The sequence below is a fragment of the Methylonatrum kenyense genome (genome assembly GCF_023195885.1).
Lineage (GTDB): Bacteria > Pseudomonadota > Gammaproteobacteria > Nitrococcales > Aquisalimonadaceae > Methylonatrum > Methylonatrum kenyense.
In genome coordinates, this window is the sequence record NZ_JALPKO010000004.1 from 164,130 (window position 1) to 179,147 (window position 15,018).

The 15,018-nt window shown below is 60.9% G+C and carries 13 protein-coding genes; 9 read left to right on the top strand and 4 right to left on the bottom strand.

Features of this window, described 5'->3' with window-relative positions:
- Nucleotides 1–6: 6 nt before the first annotated feature.
- From M0534_RS06775 to M0534_RS06790, 4 genes are all read right to left on the bottom strand, one after another.
- The gene (locus M0534_RS06775; RefSeq protein WP_248567657.1) at nucleotides 7–738 is read right to left on the bottom strand and encodes a fimbria/pilus periplasmic chaperone; all 732 of its coding nucleotides are present in this window, start codon (nucleotides 736–738) and stop codon (nucleotides 7–9) included.
- 110 nt (nucleotides 739–848) lie between these two features.
- Entirely contained in the window at nucleotides 849–1,397 is a 549-nt protein-coding gene (locus M0534_RS06780) for a hypothetical protein (protein WP_248567658.1), read from the bottom strand.
- A 739-nt stretch (nucleotides 1,398–2,136) separates the two neighbouring features.
- A complete protein-coding gene (locus M0534_RS06785) occupies nucleotides 2,137–3,420 on the bottom strand; it encodes a TRAP transporter large permease (protein ID WP_248567659.1) in 1,284 nt (427 codons plus the stop codon).
- A 57-nt stretch (nucleotides 3,421–3,477) separates the two neighbouring features.
- A complete protein-coding gene (locus M0534_RS06790) occupies nucleotides 3,478–4,023 on the bottom strand; it encodes a TRAP transporter small permease (RefSeq protein WP_248567660.1) in 546 nt (181 codons plus the stop codon).
- A 569-nt stretch (nucleotides 4,024–4,592) separates the two neighbouring features.
- On the opposite strand from M0534_RS06790, the gene M0534_RS06795 reads away from it, so the two are divergent.
- The 9 genes from M0534_RS06795 to M0534_RS06845 all read left to right on the top strand — a co-directional run bounded on the left by M0534_RS06795 (nucleotide 4,593) and on the right by M0534_RS06845 (nucleotide 14,970).
- Entirely contained in the window at nucleotides 4,593–5,615 is a 1,023-nt protein-coding gene (locus M0534_RS06795) for a TRAP transporter substrate-binding protein (protein WP_248567661.1), read from the top strand.
- Nucleotides 5,616–5,702: 87 nt separating this feature from the next.
- Nucleotides 5,703–6,263 (top strand): thioredoxin family protein, encoded by a 561-nt coding sequence (locus M0534_RS06800; RefSeq protein WP_248567662.1) that lies wholly within the window; start codon nucleotides 5,703–5,705, stop codon nucleotides 6,261–6,263.
- A gap of 691 nt (nucleotides 6,264–6,954) precedes the next feature.
- Nucleotides 6,955–8,925: a TonB-dependent receptor family protein gene (locus M0534_RS06815; RefSeq protein ID WP_345894707.1), complete on the top strand. Its 1,971-nt coding sequence runs from the start codon at nucleotides 6,955–6,957 to the stop codon at nucleotides 8,923–8,925.
- A gap of 283 nt (nucleotides 8,926–9,208) precedes the next feature.
- A complete protein-coding gene (locus M0534_RS06820) occupies nucleotides 9,209–10,999 on the top strand; it encodes a PQQ-dependent methanol/ethanol family dehydrogenase (protein WP_248567663.1) in 1,791 nt (596 codons plus the stop codon).
- An 86-nt stretch (nucleotides 11,000–11,085) separates the two neighbouring features.
- Nucleotides 11,086–11,535, top strand: coding sequence for a cytochrome c-550 PedF (gene pedF, locus M0534_RS06825; protein ID WP_248567664.1), 450 nt, complete (start codon nucleotides 11,086–11,088; stop codon nucleotides 11,533–11,535).
- Nucleotides 11,501–12,535, top strand: a complete 1,035-nt coding sequence (locus M0534_RS06830; RefSeq protein ID WP_248567665.1) for a substrate-binding periplasmic protein — start codon at nucleotides 11,501–11,503, stop codon at nucleotides 12,533–12,535. Before pedF ends, M0534_RS06830 begins: the two co-directional genes overlap by 35 nt.
- A 148-nt stretch (nucleotides 12,536–12,683) precedes the next feature.
- A complete protein-coding gene (locus M0534_RS06835) occupies nucleotides 12,684–13,442 on the top strand; it encodes a quinoprotein dehydrogenase-associated SoxYZ-like carrier (protein WP_248567666.1) in 759 nt (252 codons plus the stop codon).
- Nucleotides 13,439–14,368 (top strand): quinoprotein relay system zinc metallohydrolase 1, encoded by a 930-nt coding sequence (locus M0534_RS06840; protein ID WP_248567667.1) that lies wholly within the window; start codon nucleotides 13,439–13,441, stop codon nucleotides 14,366–14,368. Before M0534_RS06835 ends, M0534_RS06840 begins: the two co-directional genes overlap by 4 nt.
- Nucleotides 14,365–14,970, top strand: a complete 606-nt coding sequence (locus M0534_RS06845; protein WP_248567668.1) for a rhodanese-like domain-containing protein — start codon at nucleotides 14,365–14,367, stop codon at nucleotides 14,968–14,970. Before M0534_RS06840 ends, M0534_RS06845 begins: the two co-directional genes overlap by 4 nt.
- Nucleotides 14,971–15,018 lie beyond the last annotated feature (48 nt).

The following is a 15,018-nucleotide window of genomic DNA, read 5'->3' on the forward strand; positions in this document are numbered from 1 at the left end:
GGTGGCTCACTCGATGGCGGTCAGCTGCAGCTCGGCGTTCCGCTCCCAGTCTTCCTCGATCGGGATTCGGAGGTAGCGGGTGGTTTCCGGGTAGATGGCCGGATTGCCGATGATGGCCTCGATTTCCTCTTCGTCCTCGAAGCTCCGTGTCTCGCCGTTGGGACCGGCGAGTTCGAGGCGGTAGTCGATCAGCAATGCGAACAGATTGCCGCGGTTTTCCAGGCGGGCAGTGAGTACACTGTCATCCGCGTCGGACACGGAGGTACCGGCGACGACTAGATCGCTCTCCGCCCCGGGTGGCACGACGTGGGCTGCGGTGCCAACATCGAAAATGACCTGCACGCCGGTCGAACCCCCGGGGCGTTCCACCGGTAGTTGGGTAATCGCGACGGTATAGCTCTTCGACTGCTCCAGGTCCGGCGGCCCGATATACTGCACGCGAAAGTTCTGAGTCTCGCCGGGCTGGATTTCGGCCTGCGGCGGGAAGACCAGGAAGTCGTCTTCGCCCGAGCGCTCTCGCGGGTTGCCGTGTTCGTCGGCGCTGCGCTCGCGCACCGTGATTTCCAGTGGTAGCGGGTTTCGGGTCGGGTTACGGACGCGAACTGTTTCCTGCGCGTCGGAACCGGAAGGCGCGAGGATGTAGCGCATGGGCTGCACCTCAAATGCCTGGCTCGTGGCGATCGGCAACAGCACGGCCGCCGCGATAATCGCGGTGATCAATGGATTAGTGATGCGCATGACCCACCCCTGGATGTTTTTCGATATCTTCGAGTTTTCGAAAAAAAGGGGTGGCCGTGAAACGCCACCCCTTAATCAACCGCCAATTACAGGCGTGCGTTACTTCCTGATCAGTTGGCGTTCACGGACACGGTGATGGTGTCGGAATACTCGCCGGCCCAGGCCTGGGAATCGTCGCTCGGCGGGTTGGTCATCCGCAGGCTCAGGTCACCGCTGCGCTGCTGCGGTCCCGATGCGAAATCGCCCTGTGGATTCCAGGGGCTGCCAGGGTTGTAGGAAAGCACGCTTCGCGTGTTGGGCGTGGAGAGCGACGTGAAACCGAATCCGGTACCGACGCCCTCGCCGGTATGCCGCACCTGATACGGCAAGCCGCTGGAAAATCCGAAACCGAAATCATTGACCATGCTGCCGTCGTTCTGCGAACTGATAGTCCGCGTGAAGCCGGCCTTGACGTTGCAGTTGTAAGTCAACGTGCCGAGATTCTGGGTGCTTGAATCGAGCAACTCGACATCGACATTGTTGTCGCCGTCCAGGGAAACCGTGCATACCTCCTCGATTTCCCCAGTGAGGTCGATGGTGACCTCGTCGTCGCCCGCCATGGCGGAACCGGCGAGCAGCAACGCGGAAGCGGAAAGGCCTGCGATGATTTGCTTGTTCATGATTGTTACCTCTTTCTTAACATTGAGAGCCCGGTACTGGCTGTTGGGCAGCGAGTCCGGCCCGGCTGGCTTTCTCTGAAACAGGACGCTGTCGGCCCTGATCCCACCCGTCGCAGGGAAGCCTGAACCTGTATCTCGGCACTCCCACGGCGGCCCCGAGCCGTTTCTGCTCGGGTTGCCAAGCCCGTATCAAGCTCTGTGCCATGGTAAAAAAAATTTGATATGTCAATGAATTAAGGGGGTGTCCTACGGTTTTTTCTTCGCGGACGTCGGTGAAGAGCAGTTGACCTGTTTCATCAGCGAAACAAGTGACGAAAGCTGTCAGGTTTCGGAGCGGATGCCGGCGAAGCGTGGATCGGTCGCCGGCAGTCCGTTCCCGGCGAGGCGTGAACCGGCTTGGTAGGAAATATTGCTTGAATTGAAGCGGATTAGGGCGCCGCATGCGGCAGAACGTTGGCGGGAGCCTTGCTCAAAGCGCCTGTTTCCATCTTGAGACAGTCTGCGGGCTAGCACCGAGATGGCGGCCCTGAAACTGTAAACAACAGTTTACAGGTGACGGAATTTGTCACCTCCGGTTTACGAATCGACCGCGTGTGGATTGGACGAGAGGCGTGGGTCCAAAGGATCCGATCGACGGCACGCTCAGGTGGAATGTGGTGGGCTGATGGCCGCCCCCGCGCCGGAGGGCGGCCGACTCTGTCGCTGCCAATGTCGGACAGACGGAATACTTCGGCTGGAATTACTGGGCACCCAGCGATGGCAACCAGAGCGAGATCTGCGGGAACATGATCAGCAGAACCGTGGCCGTCAGCAGGATCAGAATGAACGGTGGTGTGCCGCGAATCACATCGAAGTAGGGCCTTCGGAACACGGCCATCGCGGTGAATATGTCGCAGCCAAAGGGTGGTGTTGCCGAGCCGATCGCGGCCTGCAGGGTAACGATCACGCCGACATGGATCGGATCCAGGCCGGCCGCACTGACGGCGGGCGCGAAAAGTGGGGTGAGGATCAGGATTACGACGATCGGATCGACGAACATGCAGCCGATGAAGAAACTGATCGCAATCAATGCCAGCACTGCCGTCGGGTTGTCTGCCAGATTGGCTATCACCGGTTGCAACAGCGCATCCGGGATGCCGGCGAACGATATCGTGTAGGTAAAGGCGTTGCCGGCGGCAACAAGGATGAACACCACGGCGGTGATCAGGCCGGTGGACAGGGCGATGCCCCAGAGGTCCCGAATCCGCACTGCGCGCAGGATGATCACTTCCAGGATCAGCGCGTAGAGCACGGCAATTGCAGCGGCCTCGGTGGGGCTGAAGAAACCGCCGTAGATGCCCCCAACCACCACCAACGGAAAGCCTAGCGGCAGCAGGGCGCGTCGGAACGCCTGCCAGCGCATCAGCCAGCCGACCCGCTCTTCCGGTTCGATACCCTGGATCCGGGAGGCGATGTAACAGTAGATCGAGATCATCACCAGGATCATCAGGCCCGGCACGATGCCGGCGATGAACAGGTCACCGATCGAGGCGCCGGCAACCACGCCGTAGATGATCATGCCGATACTGGGCGGGATGAGCAGCGCGATATCGCTGGCATTGATGATCAGCGCCAGCGAGAACTTGTCGCTGTAGCCTTTCTCCAGCAGCTTCGGCCGCATCGGCCCACCCATGGCGACCACGGTGGCCTGGGTCGATCCGGATACGGCACCGAACAGCGTGCAACTGACCGCGGTGGTGATTGGCAGGCCGCCACGCATGTGGCCGACGAAACTCTGTACCAGGTCCAGCAGGCGGTTGGCGGTATGGCCCTTGGTCATGATGTCGGCGGCGAGGATGAACAGGGGTACCGCGGCCAGCGCCCAGGACTGCACGCCGCTCATCAACTGGCCGATCAACAGGCTGACGTTGGTCGAGCCGATCTCGAAAACCAGTATCAGCAGGGCCGCGCTCAGCAGGGGAACCATCATCGGGAACCCGAGCAGCAGCAGGATGACCATGACGATGAAAATGAATGTCAGCATGACTGGCGCGCCTTTTTTATACGGTTCGTCTTTTATACGGTTCGTCGTTGGGCCGGCTCAGACAGAGTCTTCAGGCACTTCGTCGTACTGTTCCTTGTCCTGGAAGGAACGGTAGATTCCCGGCGTCGTGAGGTTGCGTATTGCGGTCAACCAGTACTGGATCCCCGCCATGGCCAGGCCAATCGGTGCCACGGCGTAGGGAATCCAGAGCGGGATGGAGAGGGCCGAGGAGGTGCGCCCACGACGGTAGGTGCCTTCGACGTAGCCGAAGGCGTGCCAGGCCAGATAGAACATCAGGGCGCCGGTAAGCAGGCTGATGCTCACCAATACCGCCTTCCGCGGTGTGCCGGTGAGCTGATCGTAGAATGCCGACATGCTGATGTGGCGCGCCTTGCGCACACCGTAGCCAATGCCGGCGAAGGTGATGATCACCATGGACAGGCGGGTCAGTTCGACCTGGCCCGGGATGCCGACGCCGAACAACTGGCGCCCGAGGACATGCAGGATCAGCAAACCGGCCAGGAAAAGTATCGTTCCGCCGACCAGGAATTCCTCGATATGCTCCGTGCCCCTGTCCAGCCAGCCGAGTATCTTCCCGCCCATGGCCATCTCCGCCCTCTGAACCGTTCGAAAATGATGCCGCAGCCCAACGCGACACGATTCGTTTGTAAGAAAACGCTGACTCAAGCCCGCATCTGCACCCGAGACAGGTTTCGGTTATCTGGCAAGGCGCAGTGTCGATTCGGTAGCTACCGGGCCGGTGGCGCAACGCCGACAGGGACCAAAACGGCCGTGCCCTTCGGGTTGTGCCGGGATTTTCCCGACAGCTGTATTGCGCTGCTCGACCGTAGAATGACCGCGGCGCCGCGCAGCACCCCTTGCCCCGGAAAAGTTCGGGTTCCCACGCAGGCGTGCGACGAAATATTAGCGTTTCCTTGATTTGACAGTACCGTACTTTTTCCGGGCTGAACACCGCGTAGACAGGGCGGAAGCCTGTGTTAAGGTTGAATTGAGATCGTCATGTGGCGGTTGCAGATGGCGCTTAATCAGGGCCATGCGCGGGCGCTGGCGGTGGGCAAGAATCAACCGTCTCTCAATTCGGTTTCCTGCCACCCGGAAGCGCAGTGCGAAAGCATCGTCATACATCAAAAGACACACTCCAGGAGGTTCTCATGCAGTGGCGTTATGGCGTAATCGCAGCATCCCTTTTTGCTCTGGCAGCCTGTTCCGATGCCCCGGATGACGGGACGCAGACCTGGGACTTCGGCCTGGAGGAAATCGAAGGCAGTGTGCAGCATGAATATGCGGTTCGGTTTGCCGAATTGGTGGAGGATCGGACCGACGGCGCGGTCAACGTTCGCATTTATCCTTATGGACGTCTCGGTGATCTGACCGACATCTACGATCAGGTGCAGGACGGCGCCATCCAGCTTGCGTTTGGCTCGGGTTTCCTCGGCGGCACCGTGCCGGAGAGCCAGCTGTTCAGCCTTAACTTCATTCTCAGTGAAGACGAGCACCTCAACACCCGGGTGTTGAACTCCGATGCGTTTCTGAAGAGCGAGGATTTCCAGGATTCGTTCCGTGACCGTGATCTGCATCCGATCGCGGTTGTGCCCGAGGGCTGGCAGGTCTGGACTGCGAACAAGGAGATCCGCACGCCCGAGGACTTCAGCGGCGTCGCAATCCGTACCATGGACAATCGGCTGCTGCGTGAAACCTACCGGGCCTACGGTGCCGACCCCACCACGATGGAATACGGCGAGATCTACAGCGGGCTTCAGCTCGGCCAGATCGATGGCAACATCCAGCCGGTGTTTGCCCACGAGGAAATGGATTTCTATCAGGTGCAGGACTACATGATCTTCGCCAACCAGGCGCAGTTCATTGCCACCTTCATGGCTAATCGCGACTGGTACGACGGTCTGTCCGACGAGCACAAGCAGATGCTCGACGAGGTCGCGGCCGAAATGGTGGATTACATCCATGATGTTCAGGTGCGCCTGAATGAGGAGCGCATGGAGACAATTACCGGTAACAGCGACATCGAGGTGATCGAGCTGACCTCGGACGAACGCGAGGCGTTCCGCGAGCTGAGTATTCCGGTGCGCGATGTATTCGTGGACATGACCGGGGATCGCGGCGATCGCCTGCTGAATCTGCTGCTCGAGGAAATCGAGAGCGCTCGGGAGGGTTGATAAATTTCCCGGCTTGAGCCGTAACGATAAGTATTTGCCGGGACGCTGCGAGAGCAGCGTCCCGGCTTTTTCCGGAGAAGAAGAAGCATGCCGACAATCGCTGAATCAACGGTGTTGGTGACCGGGTCGGTTGCCCCCGATTTCCGGCTCAGGGAGGCCGAGGGTGGACTCGTCGCACGGGACGATTTCGCCGATTCCGATGCACTGCTTGTCGCCTTTATCTGCAACCATTGCCCCTACGTTGTTCATATTAGTTCGGCCCTGGCGAGCTTCGCGCGCGAATTCATGCCCCGGGGACTTTCCATTGTCGCAATCAACTCGAACGATGCGGTGCGTTATCCGGCCGACAGTTTCGAGGCGATGGTCGAGGAAAAGCGGCGCGCGGGTTATCCGTTTCCCTACCTGCATGACGAGACCCAGCAGGTGGCCAAGGCCTACGGGGCGGTCTGCACGCCGGATCTTTTCCTGTTCGATGGCGAGATGAAACTTGCTTACCGGGGACGATTCGACGAAAGCACACCCGGCAACGACAAGCCTGTGAGCGGTGATGACCTGCGTGATGCCGTGACTGCCCTGTTGACGGGCAAGCCACTGCCCGAAAACCCGTCTCCAAGCATGGGCTGCAGCATCAAGTGGAAAGAGGGGTGATACAGGACTGTTTCCGGTTTGGGGCGGAGGCCTGTTCACGCCGTCACGTCTGCGTGACAGAGATATCAGATAAACCGGCCTTCAGGGTCGGTGGAACGGCTCGGGGAAGATGGCATTTAAATTGCTTGACCAGAGATTGAAGGCACCGCGGGTCCTCCTGTCGGAGGCTTCCGGAGGATGGTCCGGTGGCTGTTTTCTTCAAGCTTCTTCTGAGCCGGCAAACGGCTTTTCGAGGGGATGATCTTTCATCCCCTCTTTTTTTGCATGTCAGTACCGAAATGATGGGCAAGCTCCCGTTTCCGGCAAGGCGTCGCCAGTTGGGCTATTATCGATAAATCGCTCTTTGGAATCACTGCAAAAAGCGAGGCGGTCGAGCCGTTACGTGAGTGCCACTGCGGATGCATTGGCCGTTTTCGGGCTCCTGGTGGTGTTCCCGCGGTGTGATTGCTGCGATCCGGGGCAGGCGACACACACCGCCCGATAATCGTTGTTTGTCGGCTCGCAAGGCGCCGACAGGTCGTCCGGATTTTCCGCCGGAAGTCCGCAATACAAGAAAGCTAATACAAGAAAGCGAAGGAGAAGCTTCCCGATGTGTCTCTATCCTCGAACCCTCTCGGCAGTTGCCGTCGTTTTGATTGCAGGTGCAGTGGGTACCGCAGCCGCAGAATCAGTCCGCCTGGAACCCATCACCGTGACCTCGCCCCGTGTCGAGCGGGATATCACCGAAACGCCGCAGGCCGTAAGCGTGATCGAACCGGAGGACATCCAGCAGGGCCGGCAGGGCCTGCAACTGGACGAGTCGATCAACCGTGTGCCCGGCGTGTTTACCCAGAACCGCTACAATTTCGCGCAGAACCTGCGGGTTTCCATCCGCGGTTTCGGTGCCCGGGCGCCGTTCGGGATTCGCGGTATCCGCGTGCTGGTGGACGGCATCCCGGAAACCCTGCCCGACGGCCAGTCCCAGGTGGACGCCATTGATCTCGAATCCGTGGACCGTATCGAGGTAATACGGGGGCCGTCATCGGCCATCTATGGCAACGCCGCCGGCGGGGTCATCGACATCACGACCATGGAAGGGCCGGATGAGCCCTACGCCGAGATTCGTACCACCTTCGGCAGCGACAATTTCCAGCGCTACGGCGTGCGCGGCGGCGGCCGGGTCGGCGACTGGGCCGGCCATATCAGCGCGTGGGAGCTCTCCTATGACGGTTATCGGGAGCAGAGCGAGACGCGCAAGCGACTGGTGAACACCAAGGGTTCCTACGATATCGACGAACAACGTCGACTCACTGCGGTGTTCACGGCACTGGATCAGCCAAAAGGTGAGGATCCAGCGGGGCTGAGCCGTGAACAGGTCCGTGACGACCGGAGGCAGGCTTCCGGCCCGGCGGAGACGCTTGATGCAGGGCAACGGGTTCGTCAGCAACGGTTAGGTGTCATTTACGAGGATGCCGGAAGTTTGCCGGGTACCGTTACGGTCCGCGCTTTCTACACCAATCGCGATTTCAGGCAACAATTGCCATTCCCGCCGGCCATCGTGACTCCTGGGGGGCCTGTTTCGGCGCCGAGCCTCATTCGCTTCGACCGAGATTTTTACGGTGTCGGCGTCGAGTATTCGGACGCGGATAATCTCGGAGCGATCCCGATCCGTTACACCGCGGGCGTCGAGGCAAATTTTCAACGTGATTCTCGCCGAAGATGGAACGTTTTCGGTACCGACGGCACTCGTGATGACCAGACTCAGCAAGCTCTAGAGAGTGCGGAGACTGTTGGTGTATTCGCGCAGAACGATTTCCTGCTGACGGACCGCCTGACCGTCACGCTTGGCGGCCGCTTCGATCGGCTGCGGCTGAAGATCGATGATCGGCTTGGTGATGGTGCGGCTTCCGGACGGGAGTCCTTCAGTGAGTTGAGCGGAACGGCGGGCCTGTCTTACAGGTTCCTGCCACAGCACACGTTTTACGCCAGCGTCGGAACGGCCTTCGAAAGTCCTTCATTCACCGAATTCTACGACCCCACCGAACCGGGCGAGGGATTTGATCCCGGACTTGATCCGCAAAAGGCGTTGAACTACGAAGTCGGGCTCAAGGGTTTCCTCGGCGAGAATGCGCGATACGAGTTGACTGCGTTCACTGTGGAAACACGGGATGAGATCGTGCAGGTAATGAGTGAGCCGGATCGATTCGATAACGCCGGGCGCACACGGCGTTACGGGGTCGAGGCGGGGTTGGAATATTTCTTTACCCCCCGCCTCAGCGCGTCCGGTTCTTACACGTGGTCTGATTTCCGTTTCCGCAGTCTGGAGAATGCGGACGGAGACAGCTTCAGGGGTAAGCGTCTTCCGGGGCTGCCGCGACACGCCTTCTTCGGCGAGTTGGCCTGGCGCGAGCCAACCGGTTTCTATGCCGTTGCCGACACACTGTTGGTCAGTCATGTGTATGGCGACAACGCCAACGATGATCGCGTCGCCGGTTACGGCGTCGTCAATGCACGCGTGGGCACGACGCAGCAGGTCGGTGCAGTGGAGTTCGAAACCTTTATTGCAGTGAATAACATCCTGAACAAAGAATACATTGAGAATGTGCGTGTGAATTCAGCGCCGAATTTCCTTGAGCCCGCCCCGGAACGCAACATGTTCGGCGGCGTACGCGCCCGCTTCTGACCCGGGTAAAGCTTCGCCTGCGTCGTCACGGCCCCGCCACTGGCGGGGCTTTTTTGTGCCGTATCGGTTTTGTCACAACCACGGTGTTACGCCCGACGAAAGCTGCCCCGGTGGCGTGACAGTTGCCGTGTCGCCCGTTTCCCAAGCCGAAAAAAACGAGGAGGGGCGCGGTTTTCAATGAGTGGCATAGACCTTGCCTATTGCTCGTCGTGGCTCTTCATGGCCCGCGGCGGCCTACTACCGCCTTCACCACTATAAAGACAGAGGTTGGGAGGATACTCCAATGCGTTTTACCCGAACCCGCAGCATGATGGCTGCCGGCGCGTCGTCCGCGCTGATGGCCGCCGCGCTGACATCCGGCACTGTTGTCGCATCTGATAACAACGTCGTCACGCAGCAGATGATCAACGAAGATGCCATGCATACGGACCGTGTCACGTCCTATGGCATGGGTCCCCATCACCAGCGTTACAGTTCGCTGGATCAGATCAACCACGACACCGTGAGTGGCCTGGTTCCGGCCTGGGCCTTCTCCTTCGGCGGTGAGCAGCAGCGTGGCCAGGAAACCCAGGCGCTGATCCACGAAGGGGTGATGTACATTACCGGCTCCTATTCCCGGATGTGGGCGCTGGACGCCAAGAGCGGCGAGATGCTCTGGTCGTACGAGCATCGTCTGCCAGACGGCATCTCGCCGTGCTGCGACGTGGTCAATCGCGGCGCTGCCATTTATGACGATCTGGTGATCTTCGGCACGCTGGACGCCATGATGGTCGCCGTGGACCGGGAAACCGGCCGTGTCCGCTGGCGTGAAAAAATCGCCGATTACCAGGCCGGCTACTCCTACACCGCTGCGCCGCTGATCGCCAACGACCTGCTGATCCACGGTAACTCCGGTGGTGAGTTCGGTGCTGTCGGCATGGTCACTGCCCGTGATCCGCGCACCGGCGAGATGGTCTGGGAACGTCCGGTGGTCGAAGGCCATGTGGGCACCCTGCCCGACGGTTCGGAATCCATGACCGGCGAACTGAACGCCACTTGGGAAGGCGAGACCTGGAAACAGGGCGGCGGCGCGCCGTGGCTCGGCGGCAGCTATGATCCGGAGCTGAACCTGATCTACATCGGTACCGGCAACCCGGCACCGTGGAACGCCCACGCCCGGCCGGGTGACAACCTGTACACCTCCACCCGGCTTGCGCTGGATGCCGACACCGGCGAAATCGTCTGGCATTACCAGCCGACCCCGAACGATCACTGGGACTATGACGGCGTCAACGAAATGGTCCTGTTCGACCTGGACTATGACGGTGAGACCGTGAAGGCCGCGGCTACCGCCGATCGCAACGGCTTCTTCTACGTGCTGGACCGGGAAAACGGTGCCCTGCTCAGCGCCACGAAGTTCGTCAACGAAGTCAGCTGGGCCGAGGGCGTCGACCTGGAAACCGGTCGTCCGATCGAAACCGGCAACCGTCCGGGCAACCCGGCGGACACCGAGGGTGACGAAGGCGAGTCCGTGGTCGCGCGTCCGGCCTTCCTCGGCGGCAAGAACTGGAACCACATGTCCTACAGTCAGCGGACCGGGCTGTTCTACATCCCGTCCAATGAGTGGGAAATGGAAATCTGGAACGAGCCTGTCACCTACCGTCGTGGTGCCGCGTTCCTGGGCGCCGGCTTCACCATCAAGCCCGTCTATGACGACAAGGTGGGTGTGATGCGGGCCATGGATCCGAAGACCGGGGAAATCAAGTTCGAGGTTCCGAACCGTACGCCGCTCTGGTCCAGCGTGCTGACGACCGCCGGTGGCCTGGTGTTCTACGGTACCCCGGAGGGTTACCTGAAGGCCATTTGTGACGAAACCGGTGAGGAAATGTGGAAGTTCCAGACCGGTTCCGGTGTCGTGGGCCAGCCCGTGACCTGGGAAATGGACGGTGAGCAGTACATCACCGTTGCATCCGGCTGGGGCGGTGCGGTGCCGCTGTGGGGTGGCGAGATCGGTCCGCTGGTCAGCCACATCACTCAGGGCGGCATGATGTGGACCTTCAAGCTGGCCGATATCCAAACGGCAGCAGCTCGCTGATCGCGAGAACCAGGAACCGGGCAGCGGGTCTGAACGTTGCCCGGTTTCTGATCGCCAGAAACCTATTGAACTACAGGTAGAAAAGCATGATTCATCACCTCAAGCGTGTTTCCGTGGCTGCCCTGGTGTTGGGTGGTTTTCTCTTCTCGGCAGGGACGCTGCATGCTCATGGGGATGTGAACCCGCAGCCCGTGGAAACCGACGGACTGCCCGAACTCGGTGAATGGAAGGACGAGAACCCCTATCGCGATCTGGAGGGGGACGAATACGAACGCGCCATTACGATCGGTCGGCGCGGCTACCAGGCCAACTGTGCGGCCTGTCATGGACTGGGCGGTGTCTCCGGCGGTATTGCCCCGGACCTGCGCCTGCTCGAGCCCGGATTTGACGATGCGTTCTATGTCGAAAAGGTGCGAAAAGGCGCCCGCGGCATGCCGGCGTTTGATGGCGTGCTTGACCAGGAAGCACTGTGGGCGATCAAAACCTGGCTGGAAACCATGCATGAGGAAGCGATGGAGCAGCGTTATGGGCGTTAAGGGCGCGGTAATCGGTGCGCTCGCTGGCGCAGCGCTGCTCGGGTCGGCAACTGCATCGGCGGACCGTATGGATGAGATCCGCGACGGTGGCACGCTGAAGATCGCCGTGTACAACGACTTCGCGCCTTATTCCTGTGTCGGACTGGAACGCGATCTGACCGGAGTGGATGTTGAACTGGCGAACGCACTGGGCGAATCGCTTGGCGTCAACGTGGAATTGTTCGGTTTCAGTGCTGCGGATTCCATGGATGCGGACCTGGAGCGGCTGATGGACGAGGAGCGGGACGACAGCTGGCGTGACGACTATTTTCCGGATCGTGCCCCGGACCTGATGATGCATGTGCCCATCGACCCGGTGTTTGCGGCGCGCAATCCGGAGTACGAGTTCACTGCCGGTTATTTCCACGAGGCCATGGCCGTTCTCTACGACAGGGAACAGCTTGGCGAACTGCCGGCGGTGGTGAACACCCCGGATCCGTTCATCGGTGAACGCATCGGCGTGGAAATGTACACCCTGAGCTACGTGTTCCTGACCAACGGCTTCGACGGACGCCTGCGCGAGACGACGGTGAACCACAAAAGCGTCGTCGAGGCTGTCGAATCGCTTCTGAAGGGCGATGTGTCTGCCGTAATGGCGCCCCGCGGCGAGTTGCATGCGGCGCTGGCAACGTTTCCGGAGGTCGAGGGCAGCTTTGGCATGAGCGGGCTTGACGATCTTTTCCGCACGGACCGGGTGCGCAGCGCCTGGGACGTGGGTGTGGCGCTACAGAGCGGCAATCCCGCCTTGCAGGAGGCGGTGGAGCAGGCCATGGCCGACTTGATCGAGGACGGAACCGTTGCCGAAATCTTCGGGTATTACGGGATCGCATGGACTGCAGCGCGCGGCGAAACCTCCGCCAATGGTGCCATGCCTGCCGGTGATGGTCCGGCTGGTGTTGCCCGCCAGGGCCTCGACCGCAGCCGGGTCTGTCGTGCGACCGTGCCTGCGGGGCTGTACTAGGTCCCACGGCGGTGAAGGTATTGCAGCAAAGCCGCCGTGGGACCGTCCCTGGCGGCTTGTTTATTTTTGGTGGGATGGCGCTGCTCGTGCGGCCTTTGAACCACCGGCATGACAGGACGGGGCGATACAGGTCCCGCTGGGAGCAGGCATGAACAAGCTGATCTGTTTGATGGCCGGGGTCTGCCTTTGTCTCGTCGGCGTGGCGCATGCGGCGACCGAGGACCCGATGCGATCGCCGGGTTGGCGAATCATCGAGCAGCGATTCTTTGCCGATCAGACCGTGGTGTTCGATGACAGGGTCCAGGTTCTGGCACCACAGAGTGCCGAGGATACCTTTGCCGTGCCCGGCTTCGTCCGGGTCGATGGCATCGAGGACATCGAGCGGCTGGTCGTGATTACCGATCTCAACCCCATCCAGCGGGTGCTTGAGATGGACATCAACGACGCAGTCAAGCCTGCGGTCGGATTCCGCTTCAAGGTTCAGCAGCGCACACCCGTGAGGGCTGCGGTGCAGACCAGCGACGGCACATGGTACCTGGGTGGTACCTGGGTGGATGCCGCTGGCGGCGGCTGTACCGCGCCGAGCACGGCCAGCGCCGATCCGGACTGGGCCAACCGGCTAGGCGAAGTCGACGCGGCGTTATGGGCCCGTGACGACGGAATCCAGAGGCTGAAGACCCGATTGGTTCACCCTATGGATACCGGGCTGGTGGACAATATCCCGGCCTTTTACCTGGAGACGCTGGAATTGCTGGACGAGAAGGGCGATGTGCTGACCAGTCTCAGCATCCAGGCCGCCATGTCGGAGAATCCGGTGCTCAGTTTCGACCTCGCCGTGGACGGCCCTGTCCGACTGCAGGGCAGGGACAATCAGGGCAATCGCATCCGCGGGATGGTGGAGCCGTGATCCGTCTGCTGTTGCTCGGCTTTCTGCTGTTGCCGGCGTCGGTGCAGGGGTACAGTCTGTCGCCGCAGCAGATTGCGCCCGGCGTCTATATGTTCGAGGGCGCCACCGAGCACTTCACCCGCGACAACAAGGGCGATATCGCCAATACGGGGTTCATCGTCGGCGAAGACGGCGTGCTGGTGTTCGATACCGGGCCGTCCCGCAACTACGGGCAAAGCATGCGCCTCGCCATTGCCACGGTAACCGACAAGCCGGTCGTGGCGGTCTACGTCAGCCACCATCATCCGGATCATTTCCTTGGCAATCAGGCCTTCGGGGACGTCCCGATCCATGCCCTGGAGCACACCATCGAGACGATCCGTCGCGATGGCGATGCGGTTACCGACAGTCTGTATCGCCTGGTGGGTACACCAATGGCCGGCACGGAACCGGTTGAACCCGGCGAGCTTGTCACGCTCGGGCGCCAGACCGTTGCCGGCCGGGATATCGAGCTGATTGCCGCCGGCGGGCATGGTGGCGACGGGCATGCCGACCTGATGCTCCTGGATCACGCCAGCGGCGTGCTGTTCGCCGGCGATCTGGTGTTTCATGAGCGGGCACCGACCACGCCCAATGCCGAACTAGGCCAGTGGCACGATGCCCTGGACCGGATCGAGGAGCTTGACTTCCGGGTTCTGGTGCCGGGACACGGTCCTCCGGCGCGTGGTCCCGAGCCGGTGCAGCAGACCCGGGATTACCTCCGCTGGCTGGAGGAGCACCTGCATGAGGCTGCTGCGGCCGGGTTGGATGCCGCCGAGGTCATGTACCTGGATCTGCCCGACCGGTTCCAGCACATGGGTGTCCTGGAGCAGGAGTATCGCCGCTCGGTGGCGCATCTTTACCCGGATATCGAACGCGCCACGCTGCGTGATGTTCGGGAGCCATGATTCTTCGGCAACTGCTCTGTTGCGGTCTGCTGATCGTTGCCGCGCAGTCACTGCATGCTGAGCCGGACAACGACAGCGAGGCGTGCAGCGCAGGGTTTCGTCATATCAATGACGAGGGTTACCGCGAAGATTACTACATGGCCCGCACCCCCGATTGCGTTCCCGGTGGGGTGCGCCTGGACACCGGGGGGTTGCGTGAACTGATCAGCAACCGTCCGGAAGCGGTATTGATCGATGTCATGGCGGTCCAGGATCACATTCTCCCGGATCTGGAACGGGGCTGGATCCAGGGCGAGGAACGGGTTTCGATTCGCGATAGCCTTTGGTTGCCCAACGTCGGACTGGGCTGGATCGACGACGAGATCCGGCAATGGTTTGCCGAACGACTGCGCGCCTACAGCGGCGGCGATTCCGCCCATCCGCTGGTCTTCTACTGTTTGCAGGACTGCTGGATGGCGTGGAATGCGGCGCGTCGGGCGGCGCGCATGGGATACACCGCCGTCTACTGGTACGCCGACGGCATTGATGTCTGGGCCGAAAAGGGGTTGCCCACCGAGAGGGCGGAACCGGTGCCATTGCGGGGGAATCTTGATGACAAGTGACGCCGACTCTGAATCCGAGGATAATGGGACTTTGTCATCAAACAGCGC